A 19,706-nucleotide genomic window follows, 5' to 3' on the forward strand; every position below is an offset into this window, starting at 1 on the left:
AGCTAATGGTTGGCACTATCAACCCCCATATCGGACTTTCACCGACTAGTACGTGCCCATGCTGGGCACACATAATATAAAAAACGTGAGCATTTACTTACTCACGTTTTTTATTTAGGCTATGTTTTAAAAAGGTAGAATTACATCATATTCATATAGCAAAGTAAAACACTTAAAAAATAGAAAACCAATGTTACATGACATGTGTTATATTTTGTAAATTATGTTATAATAAGCATTATTAGAAACTATAATTTAATGAACAATAGTAAATAATTGCGAGAATTATGTCTTTATAAAATATGTGATTGGAGATGTTAATATGGGCAATAGGATGTTAGATAAAAATAGTTTACCTACGGAAAAAGAAATTTTCGAGTTCATTGGAAATGATGCAAATAAGTTATTGAAACAATTTGAAGAAGCGTTTGCCAAACAATATGATATGCAAAAGGAATTAAAGTTTCCCTTTGGAAATAATTATGGCTGGGGATATAAATATTCACATAAAACTAAACACTTATGTTATATCTTTTTTGAAATTGGTGAAATAGATGTAATGATGCAAATAGGTTCGAAAGATACTGAAAAACTCAATGAAGTAATTAATGGTGGGTTATTTTTAACTAAAGAATTATGGAAGAATAAATATCCTTGTAGTAATGGTGGATGGATCAATTACAGACCTAAAACAAAGGCCGATGTAAAAGAGATAATGAGATTATTGGCTTTTAAAAAGAAACCTGTTATAAAGTGATATAGTTTTTATGAAAATTTATAAAATTCATCTCTTTATATCGAGTATTATAAGTGGAGAGACTGTGAAACTTTTTCTGTAAATAACTTTCTATGATAAATTAATTAAAGGTATGAGGTATAAAAGTTTTCCTCATACCTTGATTAAACTATAATAGTTATTTTTTTACATGTCAATAACACCCTTCAATTTGGGTGCATTTTTTATATATTCAAGACTTGTTAAAGCCGTCCTTCATACATTATTGATAATTCTCCATATACTTTCCCCCAATTTCTTAAGGGTAAAATCCATTTCTTAGTTGCTTCAAATGTAGCTAAATAAAGTGCTTTTAACAATGCTGTATCACTAGGAAATACGCTACGCTGGCGATTTAAACGACGATATGTACTATTTAAACTTTCTATAGCATTTGTTGTATAAATTACTTTACGAACATCTGAAGAAAACTTAAAAATTGGAGTAATTACATCCCAATTAGTAAACCAGCTTTTCATCGCATTAGGATAATGCTCCTGCCACTTTTCGTTAACTTTAAGTAGACATGCATGTCCTTGTTCTTCTGATGAAGCTTGGTAAATGGATTTTAGATCTTTGGCAAACTCTTTCTTATCTTTATCAGCAACATATTTTAGTGTGTTACGTACTTGATGAACTATGCAACGTTGATATTCTGTGTCTGGAAAAGCTACATTAATTGATTCTTTTATCCCACTAAGACCATCAGCACAAACAACTAGAATATCTCTAACGCCTCTATTTTTCAGTTCATTTAATACGCTAAGCCAGTACTTACTGCTTTCATTTTGGCCAACTTGAATAGTTAGTACTTCTTTTCTTCCATCTTGATTTATTCCTAGAACAACATATGCAGCAAGTTTCTTTATAACATGGTTGTCCCTTACTGAAAAATGTACAGCATCAATAAATATTATTGGATATATCTCCGAAAGCGGATGCTGTTGCCATTCTTCTATTTCTGGAAGAAGCCTATCTGTAATATTGGATACCATACCTTCACTAACCTCAAAACCATAAATATCTTCAATTTGTTCTGATATTTGACGTGTTGTAAGGCCTTTAGCATACATTTCTATAATCTTATCATCAATATTTGAAATATCCTTTTGTCTCTTTTTTACTACTTTAGGCTCGAATGAGCTATCGCGCTCTTGTGGAACATCAATCTCCATTTCTCCATACTTGCTACGAACTTTCTTTGATTTTATGCCATTTCTTGAATTGTTATTATCATTACGTTCATATGGATCGTAGCCTAAATGCTCATCTATTTCGGCAGCAAGCATACTTTCGATAGTACCTCCTAACAAATCCTTTAGTGCATCTTGAATGTCTTCAGCAGATTTTATATCATACTCACGAATTAAATCTGCAATAATATTTTTTTTACCTTCACTAAATTTTTCTCTTCTTTTTCTCATAAAACAACAGCCTCCTATGATATATTTATTTTATCATAGAAAGCTGTTATATTTTGTAATTTACAGACTTTATTTCACAGGCTCTAAGTGGACAATCCCACCTATAATTTTTAAGGCTATATTTCAACATTATATTAAAACATAGCCTTTATTTAAAATTAGCAGATCCGAATTCATCTAAGTTTTAAATCTTTCAATCTAGCTAAAGTACTATCATATTCAATTTCATATTCTTGCTTTTTCTCAATATTAGTTTCCACACAAAGCATAGATATTAAGTTGCTTAACTTATTTTCTAAAACTAAAATTTCATCGTTAACTTCTTGTTCCTCCTTATTAAGTTTAATTTTATTTTTTTCTTCTTTAAATTCATTATAAGTTCCATTAAACTTCTCTAAGTTTTTATCTTTAATTCTAATTATATAATCACAGACATTCTCTATAAACGCTCTATCATGAGATACTATAATCATAGTTTTATCAGTACTTATTAAGAACTTTTCAAGGGTTTTAATCGAAGAAATCTCTAAGTAATTAGTAGGTTCATCTAAAATTAGTAAATTATTATCTTCTAAAATTATTTTACATAAAGCTACCTTTACTTTTTCTCCACCACTTAAAATACTTATCTTTTTATATACATCATAACCTTTAAAGCCAAATAAACTTAAATTTATTCTTATAAATGTTTCATCAAATGATGATGTATTCTTTATATTATCTAATATACTTTTTGAATCATCTAATGTATCTTGACTTTGGTCAAAGTATCCAATTTTAACTTTAGGGTTTATTCTTACAGATAAATTATCACCCTTTAAAATTTCTTTCAATAAAGTAGTTTTACCACAGCCATTTTCGCCTAATAAAGCTATTTTTTTATTTCTTTTAACTTTAAACGATACATCATCTAATAACATGTTTTCTTTTATAGAAAGTTTTAAATTATTTACTTCTATTAAATTTTTACTTTCTATTTCCATATAGTCCTGTATATAAATTTTGATTTCATTTACATTTTTAGGTTTTTCTTTCACCTCTAATTTATCTATTCTAGTTTGTATTGATTTGAAGCTATTATCAACCTTTTTCTCTCCTTTTTGATTTCCTAACTTATGAAGCCTAGCTTCTGAGTTTCCCATTCTTTTAGGAGCCTTTCTCATTCCGTCTCTTAGGTTTGATTTTTGAATTTTAGCATTTTCTAGCCTCTTTTTCTCTGTTACATACTGATCATATTCAAATTGTTGCCTTTTTCTTGCTTCTTCTTTTAAATTTAAATAAGTTTCATAATTTCCTTTGTAGATTTTTAACTTTCCATCTTCTATTTCAACTATGGTATTACATAAAGCATTTAAAAATCTTCTGTCATGTGATACTAGTAAAATTGCTCCATTATGCTGTTTTAACATTTCTTCAAGGATTTCTATACTATGCTGATCCAAGTTTGAAGTTGGCTCATCTGCTATTATTAACTCCTTTTTTTCTTTTAGAGCATTTGCTATCTTTAGTTTTACTTTTTCTCCTCCAGATAAATGTTTTTCAAATTTATCTGGAGCATTTAAAACACTCTTTACTTCACTATATTCGCAAAAATTTTCTATGTCTTCGCTTTGACTTATATAAGCATAGCTGTCAGTTAAAAATATTTTACCTTCATCTATATCTATTTCACCAATCAGAGCTTTTAAAAACGTGGTTTTTCCTGCTCCGTTAACTCCAATTAATCCTATCCTTTCAGTTTCTGAAATTTCAAACTTGTCTATATCTAAAACTAATCTATCTGAATAATATTTTTTCAATTTATTTACGCTTATTAATAACAAAAAAACCCCTCCTCTATACTTAAATACAAGGAGAGATTCCACCTAAATAGGACGACAAAAAAGCATGAAATCATTATAATAATTTACTCTCCCTAAATTTAAGCATCATAACTAAACCTTTTTATAGGTTTAAAAATCTTATAATACTTTTAATTTTAAAAAGTAAATTATCTATACATTTCTTCTATCCGTGCCCTTTCTTTATTTTTATTGTAATTTATTTAATCCACTTCAATATTTTATCATTTCACTATAATAGCTGTCAAACATCAATTAAATGCATTATTTTTCACCATCAGCATTACTTAATGAATATATGGAAGGGCTCTCTATCCAGTTTCCATCATAATCGTATCTGGAACCGTGGCAAGGGCATTCCCATATCAATTCATCTTTATTCCATTGAAGTTGACATCCTAAATGAGCACACTTTGTAGATACTATATGGTATTTTCCTTCTAAATCTTTATATACTCCTACCTTTTTCCCATCATATTCAACTATTTCAGCTTCACCACTTTTTACATGATCGATATGCTCCTTCGGAATATATATTTTTTGCATTGAAAAATTCTTAATAGTCTCTATACCGTCCTTAGTCAACTGATTTATGGATGCTGTAAAATCAAATCTGTGAGGAGAGAATATCTCATTAAATTCATTTTCTTTACCAACTATCATGTCAGAAATTATCATAGCTGCCACCATTGAACTTGTCATCCCCCATTTATTAAATCCAGTCTCAACATATAAATTAGGTGTGTTAGAAGAATATTGACCTATATATGGTACACCATCTGGAGTAATACAATCTTGAGCCGACCAGTTAAATACTTCTTTAGAATTTGGATAAAATTCTTTGGCTTTTTTTCTTAAATTATCGTAGGCTCCCCCTTCTTTGTTTTCTCCTGTCCTCTTTGACGCACCACCGAGTATCAATAAATTTTTATAATTTCTAAAGGAGTATCCGTTTTTATCCAAATCGATGTACATTCCATCAACATCACCTGCATTTTCTAGCGCTATTACATAAGTTCTATCCTGATGCATTCTAGTGAAATAAAAACCTGGCACATTAATTATTGGATAGTGTGTTGCAACAACAATATGATTAGCTCTAATTTCCCCCTTATCAGTTTTAACTAAATTATCTTCCACTTCTAAGGCTCTTGTATTTTCGTATATTTCCAAATCCTTTGAAATAAAATTTAAAAATTTTAAAGGATTAAATTGTGCTTGATCTTTATACTTTAGAGCATCTCTTATGCCAAAAGGCAAACTTGTTTTATGTACTATCTCTGCTTTTATCCCTACCTCTAAAGCTGCTTCAAGCTCTTTCTGAATTCTATCATCTTCATAAAGCGTATATATGTATGCATCCTTTTCTTCAAGATCACAATCAATATTGTTTTTTTCTATAATCTCTCTATACTTTTTTATTGCCAACTCATTTGCATATGCATACTGTTTTGCTTTCTCAAGGCCAAATTCTCTTATTATTTTTTCATATATTATATTATGCTGTGATGTTATCTTTGCTGTTGTGTTTTCAGTGTTTCCACTACATATTTTCTCTGCATCAATTATAATAGAGTCAATACCTTTTTCTTTTAATAAGTATCCAGTGAGTAATCCTGCTATTCCAGCTCCAATTATTAATACATTTGTTTCTAAATTTCCACTTAATGAATTTCTATTATCAAATTTACAACTATGATTCCATACTGATTCCATATAAATCACCTCTACTCTATTATTCCACCTTAATCTTTTTTTATTTATACCTTTTAGAGAGGATGTTAAAGATATCATATTCTATTTTTTATTTAAGCTGTATATAATTTATAGAGATATTTATATAGGAGTGTTGGCCTATGGATAAATTTAATATTAATAATATGAAAAGAATTCAAAATATAATCTTATTAGGAATACCTTTAATATTTATATTAGCTTGTATCTTTCATTTTCTATATGATGTAACAGGTAAGTCAACTATAGCTGCAATAATATTTCCTATAAATGAAAGTATATTTGAACATCTAAAACTTGCACTTTATCCTACTATTTTTTATTGGCTTTTTGCATATATTATAAATTATAAATACTATAATATAAATCTATCAAAATGGATAATTGGTTGTACTTGCTCACTTATTTTAAATATTCTAATAATCCTGTCTTGTTACTATATTTTTAAGGGAGCATTTAATTACTCATCATTTTTCCTTGATATATGTTCAATCCTTGTAAGCACTGGATTAGGGCAACTAGTGTCTCTACATGTATATAAAAATATACATAATATTAAGTTACCGCTAATTATAAGTTTAATCCTTATACTTTCACTAATTATCCTATTTACTTTTTTTACTTTTAACCCTCCAGAATTACCACTTTTCATTGATTATAGTAATGGATAATACCAAATGCAATAACTCGCATTAAAAAATGCTGTCTTATGAATTTTTAATTCTAAGACAGCATTTTCATTACTTTACTTCTACACCACCAAATATACAAGTAGCATTAACATATACTGTTGGATAATTTATAAAATCACTTTGTGAAGCTTTATTGCTTACCCCACCAAATATAGGTATACTAGAAACCTTAACATTTACATTTGACGGAACAAAAATATTAACACCACCAAATATGGATGTAACATTAATAGTTATATTTTTATTAATAATAGCATTATTTAAATCCAAATCAACGCCACCAAATACAGTTGTAACCGCTCCACCAGTTATATTTTCACTTACTGTTCTTACTTCATGACCTGTAAAAATTGATGTTATTGATATATATCCATCTTTGCCAACATAATTTTTATGAATATTTACTTTATAGTTGCTTTTAAAACTACCTTTAAACAAGATACTAAGTCCAACTAATATAAGTATACTCGGGAAAATTAACTTACTTATTATATGTCTTGGTAAAAATCCATTTGAATTAATAAATAATAATACACCTATAACGAGCCCTATCAAATTTCCAGTATTAACACCACTTTGAATCATTGATATAATACATGGAATAATTATAAACAATGTCCACCATCCATTGAAAAACAATCTAAAATCCCATAATCCAAATGTATTCCCTGCAAATCCAACACCTATAGCTATAAAACCTAATCCCCAAAGAATATCTCCAAACTTATTTCGCATAATTCACCCCCTAAACCATTTTATTACATAACTGAAGCTTTTATCAACAAATTATTCTAAATTTTCAACCTTGAAGTAATCTTTTTTTGATATTATCTTTATTCCTAATTCTTTATTTAAACTTTCTAAACTTCTAATATTATTGATTTTCTTTATATTTTTTCTTTCTACCAATCTTTTAACTTCTCTTATTATATCTTTTTTTTCATCTGGGCTTAATTTAGCTCCTTTAACACAGCAAAAATTAATATATTTTAATGTAGTCCATATTTGTTCATCAGATATCTTATTTACATCCATTAGAACCCAAGTGAAATCTTTTCTTCTTTCCTCAGGTGGATAAGCCTCCTCAAAAAATTCGAGGAAATGATCTGTTTTCTTTGGTTCCTTTTCAAAAACATATTTACCTATTTGCTTCTTTAATTCATTTTTCAAAAACATTATAGTGTTTGGTTTTATTAAACTTTTCATATCATCTATTTTCTCATAAACAAAATCATAAACACTTTGCATTTGATCATAGTCAATTTCACTCTTTTTAAGTATTCTTAAAGCATCTATATATTCCAAAACATTTTTCTTGGTACTTAGCTCTTTATTATATACCTTTTTCCAAACCTCTTCTCCATTTAATCCCTGTAAGTTCATTTCTTCCATTTCTCTACCTCGTTAAAAATTATTTTATTATCAAGTATACCATTTTTCCATAATTATTATAAATACTTTTCTCAATTTCTCTTATAATGCTATATTTATAAATCACATACCCCTAAAGCTTATTATCTATTCTAGACAAGACTTTACATAATCAACTGGTACATCCATTCTAGCAGCGGTTTCCTCTACTGACATTCCACTTTTTAAAAACCTTCTCACAACCATAATAATATTTTCCCCAACTTCAATAATATGTTTATCAGTATCATAAAACCGTACAACACGCTGCCCCCAAGAATGTTCTATCAAAGTATGGACAAAGTTAATATCTTTCATGTTATTCAATTTTTCAATAAAACAATCAAAATTATCTTCTTCAAAATATAGTTCTGCTGAATTCCCACCAAAAACTATTTCACTATCCCTTTTTTGAATAAAGCCCATCCAAGAATCTTTTGTTTGCAATGCAATACCTCCTGTTAAGGTTACATTTGAGCCGAAGTCCACCTGAACTTCTAAACCAAGAACTTCATTGTAAAATCTCTTTGACTTCTCCATATTTGAAACCACTATCAAAGGACTTAAGAATTTCATTGTATACTCCTCCTTATTATTAAAAATGATATCAAAACTAGATTCAAATCTAAGACTGCCATTGATGCCTTTTTAAGGCAATTGAAATTTTTAATATACACATTATACCATAATTGAATTTTTTAAATTACCATATGTAAATATTTCCCAAGAAATACATTGTATATAATCTCTATTTTAATAGAAACATGCATGCAAATAACTCGAATTTATTTATTTAAATCCCATATAATTAAATAAACAACTAAAAAAGCTTATATATTTACTAAAACGAGCTAACCATTCAGATATAGGAGGTAATTTTATGGGCGGAAATAAAAGGTTTGAAATTATATCTACACAAGGAGCTTTTGAGATTTTCAGAGTAATTGTAGATAACAAAACTGGAGTGAATTACTTATATGTTACTAACGGAACTTCTGGAGGATTAACACCACTATTAGATCAAGATGGAAAGCCTATCATAACAAAACAAAATTAATAAATTCTACTCTTAGTTATAAATAAAAGGACAAGATTCATCTTGCCCTTTTATTTATAGATAAAGTTCTAAGCGCTTAATTACCCTTATATTTAGTATGAAGCAGTTCATGTGCTAATCTACTATTAGGCCTATCTAAAAATTCATTATAAACCTCTATGATTTCAGGATTCTCATGACATTTTCTTATTGCTGTCTTCCTATCTATTTCATGGACTCCCTTCATTCTTTCTTCAATCTTTATCCTATCAGACTGAATATATGGCTGTCCTCCTCCATTTATGCATCCTCCTGGACATGCCATTACCTCAATAAAATCATAGTTTTTTTCACCGCTAATGACACTCTCCATAATCTTTTGAGCATTTTTAAGAGAACTAACTGCTGCAACCTTTATTTCTCTATCATCTATCCTAATTGTGGCTTCTTTAATCCCATTAAGACCTCTTACTTCAAGGAAATCAATTTCTTCTAAAGCTTTGCTACCAAGCTTTTCATATGCAGTTCTAAGGGCTGCTTCCATAACCCCTCCACTGGCTCCAAAAAGCATTCCAGCACCAGAGCCTTCCCCTATAGGACTGTCAAAATCACTTTCATCTAAATCTATTATATCTATTGAGTATTGTCTTATAAGTTTTGCTAATTCCCTTGTAGTAATTACTATGTCCACATCATCTTTCATTTCTTCTCTCTCTGCTTCATATTTCTTAGCTGTACACGGCATTACAGATACAACGACTAAGTTATCTCTATTTATTTGTATCTTCCTAGGAAGATATGCTTTAGCTATAGCTCCAAACATCTGTTGAGGAGATTTACAGCTTGAAAGTAAACTAGTATATTCCGGATAGTTTGTCTCAACTAGCCTAACCCATGCAGGACAACAACTTGTAAACATAGGTAAATTTTCATTAGCCTTTATTCTATCAATAAGTTCCTCTGCCTCCTCCATAACAGTTAAATCTGCCCCAAAATTTGTATCAAATACCTTTTTAAATCCTAAGTATTTTAGAGCTGTTACTATCTTTTTAGCTGTAATGACTTCCTTGCTTACTCCAAATTCCTCGCATAAAGCTATCCTTACAGCTGGAGCAATTTGTACTACCATGTACTTATCTTTATTATTTAAGTTATTTTCTAAATTACTGTAATCCATCCTTTCTGTTAAAGCACCAGTTGGACATACTGCAACACATTGTCCACAATACGTGCATTCACTATTATCTAATAGTTTTTCATTAAAGGTTGATATAAAGCTATTAAATCCTCTTTCTGCTGGAGTTAAGATATTTACGTTTTGAACATCTGAACATGCAGTAACGCACCTTCTGCATAAAATGCATTTTTCCTCATCTCTTATTATTGGAGTACTTCTATCAAGTTTTCTTCTTATCTCTTCCCCCTTTATTTTCACACCTTTAATCCCGTAGAAACTAGCTATTTTTTGAAGTTCACAGCTTAGATTTTTTGCACAATTTAAACAGTCATTTGGGTGATTAGATAATAATAGCTTAATAATAGTTTTTCTAGCTTCAACAGCTTTCTCTGAATTAGTATATATATTCATTCCTTCTTTTACTTCAAATGAACATGCAGGTTTTAAATCCTTATATCCTTCTATTTCTACCATGCATACCCTGCAAGTACCTTTACAATTTATAGATTCTCCATCACTCATATTCATATAACAAAGTGTAGGAATATTTATATGGAGAAGTTTTGCTGCTTCAAGAATAGTAGCACCCTTTGGAACCTTAACACTCATTCCATTTATATTTACATTAACCATATAAACCTCCTATTTAGATACAACAGCTTTAATTGGACAAATTGAATAACATCCACCACATTTAATACACTTTGACTTATCTATTTCATGTTTACTCTTCACTTTTCCATGAATGCATGAAACAGGACAAGCTCTAGCACATTTTGCACACCCGATACACTTATCTGAAATCTCATAGACAACTAATTTTCTGCAAGCTCTACTTCTACACTTTTTATCTATAACATGCTCCATATACTCTTCATTAAAATATTTTAAAGAGCTTAACACTGGATTAGTTGCAGACTCCCCAAGACCACAAAGAGATGTTGATTTTATTACTTCACATAGATTTTTTAATTTTACTAAGTCCTCTTCTGTTCCTTCACCTAAAGTAATCTTTTCTAAAATCTCTAGGACTCTCTTATTTCCTATCCTACATGGTGTACATTTACCACAGGATTCATCTACAGTAAACTCCATATAATATTTAGATATATCAACCATGCAGTTGTCTTCATCCATTACTATCATCCCACCAGAACCCATCATTGAACCAATAGACTTTAAACTATCATATTCTATAGAAATGTCTATAAGCTCTTTTGGAATACAGCCTCCTGAAGGCCCACCTGTTTGTACAGCTTTTAAGGCTTTGCCGTCTTTTACCCCTCCACCGATATCCTCAATTATTTCTCTTAAAGTTATTCCCATTGGAACTTCCACAAGGCCAACATTTTCAATTTTGCCTGCTAATGCAAAAACCTTTGTTCCTGTACTTTTATGGGTTCCTATAGAGCTATACCATTTAGCTCCCTTATTAATAATTGGATTAATATTAGCAAATGTCTCAACATTATTTACGCAAGTCGGTTTATTCCATAATCCATGTTCCGCTGTTCTTGGAGGCTTCATTGTAGGTTCTCCTCTTAAACCTTCTATAGAATGAATTAATGCAGTAGCTTCTCCACAAACAAAAGCTCCAGCCCCATACCTTATTTCTATATCAAAACTAAAATCTGTTCCCAAAATATTTAAACCTAATAAACCCTTTTTCCTAGCTTTACTAATAGCAATCTTTAACCTATTTACTGCTAAAGGGTATTCTGCTCTTATATAGATATATCCTTGACTTGATCCAATAGCATACCCGCATATAGCCATTGCTTCTAAAACAGAATGAGGATCTCCTTCTAATATTGCCCTGTCCATAAATGCACCAGGATCTCCTTCATCTGCATTGCATATTACATATTTGACTGGATCTGAATACTTCCATGCCGTTTCCCATTTTCTACCTGTTGGGAATCCTCCTCCTCCTCTTCCCCTAAGTCCAGACTCCTTAATAGTTTCAATAACTTCTTTCTGAGTCATAGATGTTATTGCTTTACCTAAAGCCGTATAAGCCCCACTTCCAATTGCTTCGTTAATAGATTCTGAGTCAATAATCCCACAATTTCTTAAAGCTATTTTATTTTGCTTTTTATAAAACGGAATATCTTTTTTACTTTCTATCTTCTTATTTGTTTTTGGATCAGTGTAGAGTAATCTTTTTAAAACTTTATTTTTTATAATATGTTCAGAAACTATATCTCTTACATCAGATTCATGAACTTTTATATAAAATGTATTATCAGGTATTATATTTATGATAGGTCCTTGAGCGCAAAATCCAAAACATCCTGTCATTATTACCTTAACTTTATCTTCTAACTTTTTTAAATGAATCTCTTTTTCAAAAGCATCCTTTATTATATCTGATGTAGATGCTTTACACCCTGGACCACCACAAATTAAGATATATTTTTCTTCTGTTTTTTCCCCACTTGGATTAAATCTAATATCTAAGTTCATAGAAATTTCATTCTTAAGGTCTAATAATTCATTATAATCTTTAATTTTTCCCATAATGACCCTCACTAAACTCTCTAATTACTTTATCAACATCTTCCTTTTTAAACTTCCCATATAGTCTATCTCCAACACTTACTACTGGAGCTAGTGCACATGATCCTACGCATCTTAAAGTGTTAAGTGTAAACTTTCCATCAATTGTAGTTTCCCCAGGATTAATTTTCAACCTCTTTTTAAACTCTTCTAGTATCTCATCAGCTCCCCTAACAAAACAAGCAGTGCCTGTACATACGCTTATAACATTCTCACCCTTTGGTTCTGTTGAAAAATATGAGTAAAATGAAATCACTCCGTATATTTTTGCTTTCGGTATATTCATAGATTTAGCTATATATTCTTGTACCTCTTCTCCTATGTAACCATATAAATCTTGAGCATAGTGTAAGACTTCAATTAGTGCACCTTGTTTAACTTTAAGACTAGCAATATAATCTTCTAAAGGCTTAAATCTTTTGCAACTATTACCCATAGTACCCCCTAAATAAAATACTTTTTCATAAATTATGATATGTTGTACCAATTCATAATATTATAGTTTTTTATATAAAAAAAACTATAGATGTTTATTCTTCTAATCACAATTAACATCTATAGTCATATTCATTTCAAATTTAATTATTTATCAATGTAAAAATCTCTTGAACAATATTTTTTGCTTTACTAGGTAACTTATCCATAGCTTTTTTTCTCTTTTTTTCATCACTTATTTTTACTATATTCATTACCTCTTGTTGAAGCCCTGGAATATTATTAAGCTCAGCTACAAGAGCATTAAACCTTTGAGCAAAAACTGGATCCTTCATCCTTGTTTGGATTTTCATTATTAGCTCATAGCCGTTCATTAACTTAAAGCCTCCTACTAGCTTTTTTTATACTTTATAGTATTCACTTTAAGTTAAAATGTTCAATTTATTCCTATATTTCAACATGAAAATCTATATGTTCACCATTTCTTAATTTAGATCTGATCTCCATCATCTTTAAATCAATTTTATATAGAATTTCTAAATTTTCTCTTTCTTTTTCACTTGTTTCTATTAAAGCTGCTATACCACCATTTCTAATTACCACTCTCTTATCTGCCATTAATGCTAAAATAGGATCATGTGTGGACATTAATACTATTTTATCATTCTTTATTAATAAATCTAATGCCTTTCTTCTATCTACTCCCGCATTTTCAATTTCGTCAATTAAAACAATTGGTGAAGCACTAAGCATTGCTGTATCAGCAATCATTAAAGCTCTAGACTGTCCTCCACTAAGCTGAGTTATAGGAACATCTAATGAAAAGGTTTCTCCAGCAAGATCATTAGCACAATTTATTATATTATTTACTATTTCATCTGCATCTTCAATCATCCTGCTTTCAGCATGCATTAAAATAAAATCTTTAACTGAAAGATCCATGACAAAATTCATATTTTGAGAAAGCTGTGCTACTAGCTTATTTTCTATAGAAAATCTATTTTCTTCAAGAGGTTCTTCCCCATCTACAAGGATTTTCCTACCTGTTTGTGTATCCCTTTGAGCTAAACATTCTATATCAGCAAGTAGTCTACTTTTCCCTGATCCTGTAGGCCCTACTATCGATATTACTTCACCTGGAAGAAGGGTTAAGTTAACATCTTCTAGTGCTCCAATTTTATTATGTCCACCTAAAATTGTTATAGATTTCATCTAAACTTCCTCCTTCCATTCCATCTTTTTAACATATCCTCTTTGATATTCTTCTCCAATTTTTCTTTCCCCTAAACAATAGGAACATGTGCCATTAGGTAAAGTAAACCTTAAACTATTGCCCTCTAATGTATCAATATCATTAGCTTTTTTAAAGAACACTCCTAAATCATAGGAACCTTGTCCTGTTATTCCATTTATAAATATAATTTTAGCTCTTCCATTACTTTTTCTTACCTTAAAAGCAAATACTTCACGTTCTGCTTGTGATACAATATCCCCTTTTGTTACCACAACTACATCTGCCATTCTAAGCATAGGCCCTATCTTTTCTGGAGTATTAACTCCTGATAAATTGTCTATAACACATATACCTAATACATCTTTAATATGTGGAGAACATCTATTACAAAGACCTGCACTTTCACTTATTAAAATATCTATATCATTTTTCTTTGCCCATTTAACACCATCATCTATATTACTAATGAAAAAGTGATCTGGACATAATCCTCCTGATAAACCAACCTTAACTTTAACACCTAACTTTTTATATGTTTCATCATCTTTAGTTGAAAGACAATCAAATTTTATTATTCCTATTTTTAAACCTTCTTCTATTAATCTTTCTATAGTCTTAATTATTATAGATGTCTTTCCTGATGAAGGCGGACCTGATACTGTAATTAACTTCATATCTTTTCCTCCTAAAATATTTTATTCTCTGCTATTATAGCACAAAAAACAACTTCCTTTCTGTAACATAAGTTACCACTTTTGATGTGGTTGCGATCAAAAATTCATTGATATATAATTATAATAAAATTTGTAAAGTATTTCTAGTTATCTAATACTTGGGGTTAGGGAGGGGATTTGTAAATGTTTGAAAGTGATTACATGAAAAGATTAATAGAATCAATTGGGAAAATGTTAGTTGCTATTACTTCAGGAAAAGACGCTATAGAAAGCAATATTAAATTTGAAGAAGATAATGTTAGTATTTCAGAAGATGGATTATTGGAAATTATGGTTAACAAATATGTCCATGAAGGTAAACTAGATGAAGCAGAAAAAATAATATTTGAAGCAGTAAAATCACGTAAATCTAGACGAAGTTTTGAAATAGCTTTATCTTTTTATAAGGAAATAAGTGAATGGGATGAAAGTAAACTTACAAAATATAATTTCTCAAAGAAAAGAATAATTCAAGGATTAGAAAATATAAAAAAATTAGAGGATTAAATTTAATATCACTATAACAAAGCCAACGTTTATGAAAATAAACATTGGCTTTGTAAAAATCACTTTATTTTAAAGTAAGCTTAATAATTTTATCATCTAATACATCAGGGTTTCCTCTACCATCCCTATTACTTGTTGCAAGGTAAATGGAACCATCTTTAGCCTGAATAACTTCACGTAAGCGTCCGTATTCATTCTTAAACCAAGACTCTACCTTCTTAACTACTGTTCCATTCCCATTAAATGATATAGCCATTAATTGTCTCCCACGTAAATTGGTAACAAGTAATTTTCCCTTCCAAGGACCTTTATTTACGAAAGTAATACCAGATGGTGCCCATGTCTCTTCTCCACTGTGTATTAATGGTTTTTCTATTATTACTTTCTTAGAACCTTCATCTCCCTGAACTATAGGCCATCCATAATTAGCTCCTGGTTTTATTATGTTTATCTCATCATGGGCTGATTGTCCATGCTCAGATTCATACAAGACATTTTTTGAATTCCAGTCTAAACCTTGTGGATTTCTATGTCCTAAGCTATAAACAGGTGAATTAACAATTGGATTATCCTTTGGAATGCTCCCATCTAGTTCTATTCTAAGTATTTTTCCAACCATACTTTTAGGATCTTGAGCTAGCATAGAGTTTCCTGCATCTCCTGCTGTTATATACAATCTCTTATCAGGACCTATCTTTATCCTTCCACCATTATGAATTTGTCCACCTGGAATTTTATCTAGAAGAACTTTGTCCATAGATGCCCTATTATCCCTTTCAAATAATCTTACAATACGATTGTTAATTCTGCCCTCTTCTAAATATGAATGCATAACATATATATAGCGGTTTACTGAATAATTTGGATCTAAGGCAATTCCCATTAGACCACCTTCTCCTTGACTTACAAAGGGTTCGTGGAATGTGATTAGCGGCTGTGGAAGAAGTTTACCAGCTTCTATAATTCTAATGGCTCCTGACCGCTCTGTAACATATAGTTTATTTTCATCACTTATTGCAATAGCCCAAGGTACATAAAGATTTTCAGCTATAACTTTAATTTCATAAGGAAATTCTCTTGATACCTTCGATTTTTCCTTAACCTTGACTACTTCACTCCTATATGCTATTTTAACAAGAAAATCGTAAACTATTTTATTCATACACCTATCCTCCAAAATTAAGTAAATATAAAATTCAAAAAAATTGTAGCTTTACATTATTAACTTTAATCCTTTCACTATTGCCATACTATTCATATATTGGGATAACTGTACCACCATAATCGATAGCCCTCATATAATAAGAAAGCTAACACTACTTCAATATTCATTATTTTAAGATTGCTCTCCATTAATTTTTGCCCAAAAAAATAGTTAGTAAAACTTCATATATTTTACTAACTATTTTATAATATATATCTTACCTAATATAAAATCTACTTGTCCATTTATTCTATGTAATATATTTTAAATATATCTTTTCATAACCTTATTCTTTTCTCAAGATATCTAACGTATGTGCACTTGCTCCAAGCAAATCTTCTCTTTCACAAGTAGTAAAATGATAACTAATAAAAAGCTTAAAAGTATCTTCATCCATAGCATTCAAAATAGGTCTCATGTAATTAGCTGGTCCATCTGCTGCAATTATCTTTATTCTCTGCAATCTTACTTCCTCATTTAATTTATTAATATCTTCTATTCTTACATAATCATATAGATCTTCTGGTTCCGATACAACGTGAAAATCGTCAGTAACTTTTCCATTATCTATACTAGCACGAATATTATTTTCCTTAAAACCATATGTTAATATGCTATACTCGTTCATACAGTATGCTACTAATATAACACCACCAACCTTGGTTACTCTTTTTGCCTCTTGCAAAGCTTTCACTTTGTCTTCAAATTTATATAAATGATACATCGGTCCAAACACCAATGTCACATCAAATGTGTTTTCTGGAAATCTTGATAAATCTAATGCTGTTCCGTGCATTGCTTTTACTGAACTTCCTTTTGATTTTAAAACACCTAGATTATGCTTCACAAGTTCAATTGCAGTAACATCATATCCTTCATTGGCTAATTGTACAGAGTATCTCCCTGTGCCTGCTCCAACATCTAAAATTTTTGCATTATCATTACCTACTAGGTAATGGTGAATATACTTCATGGAAGTGATATATTCAACTTGTCCATGTCTTCTCGTTAATCTTTTATCTTCACAAAATTTATTGTAGTACTTTTCTAATTCCATTGTCATCTCTTTATGTTCCCCATCCATTATTAATTTGGTAGCTTCACTCTCTTAGCTACACTCCCTTTACATTCTAAGAAATATTATACTATAAATTTCAGTTAAAATATAAATTTTCTTTATAAATCCTAAAATAAAATCGTCATACTAGGTAAATCTTCCGAAACCCGCATTATATCAGCATATTCTTAAGAATATTACCATACAGGAATATTACCATATAAGAATATGCTTATTTCCTATATATAAAATATTTTAATAAATAAATGTATTTTTAAAAATACATTTGTTAAGTCCAAGCTTTTCATAATTATCTATAAAGTTATATAATGGATGTTGAGGTGAAAATTATGAGTAACAATTTTGACATTATTACTAATAGTAGTACTAGTAAACTTAAGCTAGTATTAAAATCACTATTGGTAGGAGTCATGACTTCCTTTGTAGCAATACTATACAGATATGCTTTAGCTTATGCTGAAGAATATTCATTTATATTTTATAACTTTCAACGTAATAATAAGTGGATAATTCCCTTTTGTTTTATTATTTTAGCCATAATTGGATGGATTGTTGGAAAAATTGTAGAAAAAGAACCCTTTTCAGGTGGAAGTGGAATTCCTCAAGTAAAAGGTATAGTTGGAGGCTATTTAACAAATAGACCTATTTCTATTATCTTTTATAAGTTTATTGGTGGAGTTTTATCTATTATCTCCGGATTATCTCTAGGAAGAGAAGGTCCATCAGTTCAATTAGGTGCTTGTACTGGAGATATATTAAGCAAAAAATTTAAAAGTTCTAGGTTAGAGAGGCGATTACTTATGAGTAGTGGTGCTAGCGCTGGACTTGCTGCTGCCTTTAATGCGCCATTATCAGGAGTTTTGTTTTCATTGGAAGAAATTTATAAATATTTCTCTCCTCTTGTTCTACTATCTACTATAACTGCAGCTGTGGCTTCAGATTTTATAGCTAAAGAATTTTTTGGGCTTCAACCAGTTTTCAATTTTGGTAAAACTACTCCTATTCCTCTAACTAACTATTGGCTTCTTATTATACTTGGACTTATACTTGGAATATCAGGAGTGTTTTATAATTGGTGCACATTAAATTCTCAAAAAATTTACGGAAAAATCAAGTTAAAATCTTCTACAAAAATGATAATTCCTTTTCTTTTTGCTGGAGTTATAGGATTAATTTTTCCCGTGGTTTTATGTGGTGGACATGCCGTGATTGAAAGTTTATCCCTTAGTTCTACCTTAGAATTACTGATTTTGATTTTAATTGGAAAGTTTATTTTTTCTATGATTAGCTTTGGTTCAGGTGCACCTGGAGGAATATTCTTTCCACTTCTTATAATTGGTGGAAGCATAGGTGCTCTTTTTGGATATGTAGTAATAAATTATTTTGGTGTAAATCCAGAATTTTTCAATAACTTTATAATTATATCAATGGCAGGATATTTTACTGCAATAGTAAGAGCTCCAATTACAGGAATAATTCTAATTACTGAAATGACAAATTCCCTTAGCCATTTATTATCCTTAACAATTGTTTCAATAATAGCTTATATTGTAGCTGAAGCTTTTAAAAGTAAACCAATTTATGATTCTTTATTAGATTCGTTATTAAAGAAAAATAATATTAATGAATATCATAAAGAGAGCACGAAAAAAATAATTATAGCAAATATAATTCATTTTGGGTCTAAAGCTGAAAACAAAACAATAAAAGATATAGTATTACCACCTAACGCACTTATTGTGTCTATAAAAAGAGGGCAAGCTACCATAGTTCCCAAAGGTGATACAATTTTAAAAGCTGGAGATGAGATTTTGACTATGACAGATTTATCTAATGAATGGAAAATACGTGAGTCATTAGAAGCTCTTACTACTGTATATTAAATAA

Annotated in this window: 18 protein-coding genes and 1 pseudogene; 5 read left to right on the plus strand and 14 right to left on the minus strand. The window is 29.9% G+C overall.

The window, feature by feature from the left end; genetic code table 11:
* Positions 1-322: 322 nt before the first annotated feature.
* Positions 323-757, plus strand: coding sequence for a DUF3788 family protein (locus H9661_RS17460; RefSeq protein ID WP_191770047.1), 435 nt, complete (start codon positions 323-325; stop codon positions 755-757).
* Positions 758-978: 221 nt separating this feature from the next.
* On the opposite strand, the gene H9661_RS17465 is transcribed toward H9661_RS17460, so the two are convergent.
* The 3 genes from H9661_RS17465 to H9661_RS17475 form a co-directional block, all read right to left on the minus strand.
* A complete protein-coding gene (locus H9661_RS17465; RefSeq protein WP_191770048.1) occupies positions 979-2,199 on the minus strand; it encodes an IS256 family transposase in 1,221 nt (406 codons plus the stop codon).
* Positions 2,200-2,372: 173 nt separating this feature from the next.
* Positions 2,373-4,022 (minus strand): ABC-F type ribosomal protection protein CplR, encoded by a 1,650-nt coding sequence (cplR, locus tag H9661_RS17470; protein WP_191770051.1) that lies wholly within the window; start codon positions 4,020-4,022, stop codon positions 2,373-2,375.
* Positions 4,023-4,304: 282 nt separating this feature from the next.
* Entirely contained in the window at positions 4,305-5,756 is a 1,452-nt protein-coding gene (locus tag H9661_RS17475; RefSeq protein ID WP_191770052.1) for an FAD-dependent oxidoreductase, read from the minus strand.
* Positions 5,757-5,920: 164 nt separating this feature from the next.
* Here H9661_RS17475 and H9661_RS20105 point away from each other — a divergent pair, with 164 nt between their 5' ends.
* The gene (locus H9661_RS20105; protein ID WP_423738991.1) at positions 5,921-6,445 is read left to right on the plus strand and encodes a DUF6512 family protein; all 525 of its coding nucleotides are present in this window, start codon (positions 5,921-5,923) and stop codon (positions 6,443-6,445) included.
* A 69-nt stretch (positions 6,446-6,514) separates the two neighbouring features.
* Here the strand turns inward: H9661_RS20105 and H9661_RS17480 are convergent, their stop codons facing one another.
* The 3 genes from H9661_RS17480 to H9661_RS17490 all read right to left on the minus strand — a co-directional run bounded on the left by H9661_RS17480 (position 6,515) and on the right by H9661_RS17490 (position 8,452).
* Positions 6,515-7,201, minus strand: coding sequence for a LiaF transmembrane domain-containing protein (locus H9661_RS17480; protein ID WP_143315097.1), 687 nt, complete (start codon positions 7,199-7,201; stop codon positions 6,515-6,517).
* Positions 7,202-7,252: 51 nt separating this feature from the next.
* A complete protein-coding gene (locus H9661_RS17485) occupies positions 7,253-7,858 on the minus strand; it encodes a hypothetical protein (RefSeq protein ID WP_143315096.1) in 606 nt (201 codons plus the stop codon).
* A 126-nt stretch (positions 7,859-7,984) separates the two neighbouring features.
* Entirely contained in the window at positions 7,985-8,452 is a 468-nt protein-coding gene (locus H9661_RS17490; protein WP_143315095.1) for a VOC family protein, read from the minus strand.
* 304 nt (positions 8,453-8,756) lie between these two features.
* Between H9661_RS17490 and H9661_RS17495 the strand changes: the two genes are divergently transcribed.
* Complete coding sequence (locus H9661_RS17495) at positions 8,757-8,933, plus strand: DUF6440 family protein (RefSeq protein WP_143315094.1); 177 nt, start codon at positions 8,757-8,759, stop codon at positions 8,931-8,933.
* 76 nt (positions 8,934-9,009) lie between these two features.
* Here H9661_RS17495 and H9661_RS17500 read toward each other — a convergent pair whose 3' ends face one another.
* The 6 genes and pseudogenes from H9661_RS17500 to H9661_RS19755 all read right to left on the minus strand — a co-directional run bounded on the left by H9661_RS17500 (position 9,010) and on the right by H9661_RS19755 (position 14,991).
* Positions 9,010-10,722: an NADH-dependent [FeFe] hydrogenase, group A6 gene (locus tag H9661_RS17500; RefSeq protein ID WP_191770054.1), complete on the minus strand. Its 1,713-nt coding sequence runs from the start codon at positions 10,720-10,722 to the stop codon at positions 9,010-9,012.
* A 9-nt stretch (positions 10,723-10,731) separates the two neighbouring features.
* Positions 10,732-12,609: an NADH-ubiquinone oxidoreductase-F iron-sulfur binding region domain-containing protein gene (locus H9661_RS17505; protein ID WP_191770056.1), complete on the minus strand. Its 1,878-nt coding sequence runs from the start codon at positions 12,607-12,609 to the stop codon at positions 10,732-10,734.
* A complete protein-coding gene (locus H9661_RS17510; protein ID WP_191770058.1) occupies positions 12,596-13,084 on the minus strand; it encodes an NADH-quinone oxidoreductase subunit NuoE family protein in 489 nt (162 codons plus the stop codon). The genes H9661_RS17505 and H9661_RS17510 overlap by 14 nt, the downstream gene beginning before the upstream one ends.
* Positions 13,085-13,226: 142 nt before the next feature.
* Entirely contained in the window at positions 13,227-13,457 is a 231-nt protein-coding gene (locus H9661_RS17515) for a hypothetical protein (RefSeq protein ID WP_143315090.1), read from the minus strand.
* A 73-nt stretch (positions 13,458-13,530) separates the two neighbouring features.
* Positions 13,531-14,295 (minus strand): annotated as a pseudogene (locus tag H9661_RS19750) (ATP-binding cassette domain-containing protein); the annotation flags it as partial.
* Positions 14,296-14,991: a GTP-binding protein gene (locus tag H9661_RS19755; protein ID WP_143315088.1), complete on the minus strand. Its 696-nt coding sequence runs from the start codon at positions 14,989-14,991 to the stop codon at positions 14,296-14,298.
* 183 nt (positions 14,992-15,174) lie between these two features.
* Here H9661_RS19755 and H9661_RS17530 point away from each other — a divergent pair, with 183 nt between their 5' ends.
* Complete coding sequence (locus H9661_RS17530; RefSeq protein ID WP_143315087.1) at positions 15,175-15,537, plus strand: DUF6483 family protein; 363 nt, start codon at positions 15,175-15,177, stop codon at positions 15,535-15,537.
* Between the two features lie 64 nt (positions 15,538-15,601).
* Here H9661_RS17530 and H9661_RS17535 read toward each other — a convergent pair whose 3' ends face one another.
* Both H9661_RS17535 and H9661_RS17540 read right to left on the minus strand, forming a co-directional pair.
* Complete coding sequence (locus H9661_RS17535; protein ID WP_191770060.1) at positions 15,602-16,699, minus strand: PQQ-dependent sugar dehydrogenase; 1,098 nt, start codon at positions 16,697-16,699, stop codon at positions 15,602-15,604.
* 328 nt (positions 16,700-17,027) lie between these two features.
* On the minus strand, positions 17,028-17,804 hold the full coding sequence (locus tag H9661_RS17540; RefSeq protein ID WP_143315112.1) for a class I SAM-dependent methyltransferase: 777 nt from the start codon (positions 17,802-17,804) through the stop codon (positions 17,028-17,030).
* 344 nt (positions 17,805-18,148) lie between these two features.
* Here H9661_RS17540 and H9661_RS17545 point away from each other — a divergent pair, with 344 nt between their 5' ends.
* Entirely contained in the window at positions 18,149-19,702 is a 1,554-nt protein-coding gene (locus H9661_RS17545; RefSeq protein WP_191770062.1) for a ClC family H(+)/Cl(-) exchange transporter, read from the plus strand.
* The last annotated feature ends 4 nt before the right edge of the window (positions 19,703-19,706 follow it).

This window comes from Clostridium cibarium (genome assembly GCF_014836335.1).
Classification (GTDB): domain Bacteria; phylum Bacillota; class Clostridia; order Clostridiales; family Clostridiaceae; genus Clostridium; species Clostridium cibarium.

What these genes read in the sequence shown, in the direction of transcription:
- H9661_RS17460 (WP_191770047.1), top strand. Translation starts at nt 323, where the DNA reads ATGGGCAATAGGATGTTAGATAAAAATAGTTTACCTACGGAAAAAGAA.
- H9661_RS17465 (WP_191770048.1), bottom strand. Translation starts at nt 2,199, where the DNA reads ATGAGAAAAAGAAGAGAAAAATTTAGTGAAGGTAAAAAAAATATTATT.
- H9661_RS17475 (WP_191770052.1), bottom strand. Translation starts at nt 5,756, where the DNA reads ATGGAATCAGTATGGAATCATAGTTGTAAATTTGATAATAGAAATTCA.
- H9661_RS20105 (WP_423738991.1), top strand. Translation starts at nt 5,921, where the DNA reads ATGAAAAGAATTCAAAATATAATCTTATTAGGAATACCTTTAATATTT.
- H9661_RS17480 (WP_143315097.1), bottom strand. Translation starts at nt 7,201, where the DNA reads ATGCGAAATAAGTTTGGAGATATTCTTTGGGGATTAGGTTTTATAGCT.
- H9661_RS17485 (WP_143315096.1), bottom strand. Translation starts at nt 7,858, where the DNA reads ATGGAAGAAATGAACTTACAGGGATTAAATGGAGAAGAGGTTTGGAAA.
- H9661_RS17490 (WP_143315095.1), bottom strand. Translation starts at nt 8,452, where the DNA reads ATGAAATTCTTAAGTCCTTTGATAGTGGTTTCAAATATGGAGAAGTCA.
- H9661_RS17495 (WP_143315094.1), top strand. Translation starts at nt 8,757, where the DNA reads ATGGGCGGAAATAAAAGGTTTGAAATTATATCTACACAAGGAGCTTTT.
- H9661_RS17500 (WP_191770054.1), bottom strand. Translation starts at nt 10,722, where the DNA reads ATGGTTAATGTAAATATAAATGGAATGAGTGTTAAGGTTCCAAAGGGT.
- H9661_RS17505 (WP_191770056.1), bottom strand. Translation starts at nt 12,609, where the DNA reads ATGGGAAAAATTAAAGATTATAATGAATTATTAGACCTTAAGAATGAA.
- H9661_RS17510 (WP_191770058.1), bottom strand. Translation starts at nt 13,084, where the DNA reads ATGGGTAATAGTTGCAAAAGATTTAAGCCTTTAGAAGATTATATTGCT.
- H9661_RS17515 (WP_143315090.1), bottom strand. Translation starts at nt 13,457, where the DNA reads ATGAACGGCTATGAGCTAATAATGAAAATCCAAACAAGGATGAAGGAT.
- H9661_RS19755 (WP_143315088.1), bottom strand. Translation starts at nt 14,991, where the DNA reads ATGAAGTTAATTACAGTATCAGGTCCGCCTTCATCAGGAAAGACATCT.
- H9661_RS17530 (WP_143315087.1), top strand. Translation starts at nt 15,175, where the DNA reads ATGTTTGAAAGTGATTACATGAAAAGATTAATAGAATCAATTGGGAAA.
- H9661_RS17535 (WP_191770060.1), bottom strand. Translation starts at nt 16,699, where the DNA reads ATGAATAAAATAGTTTACGATTTTCTTGTTAAAATAGCATATAGGAGT.
- H9661_RS17540 (WP_143315112.1), bottom strand. Translation starts at nt 17,804, where the DNA reads ATGACAATGGAATTAGAAAAGTACTACAATAAATTTTGTGAAGATAAA.
- H9661_RS17545 (WP_191770062.1), top strand. Translation starts at nt 18,149, where the DNA reads ATGAGTAACAATTTTGACATTATTACTAATAGTAGTACTAGTAAACTT.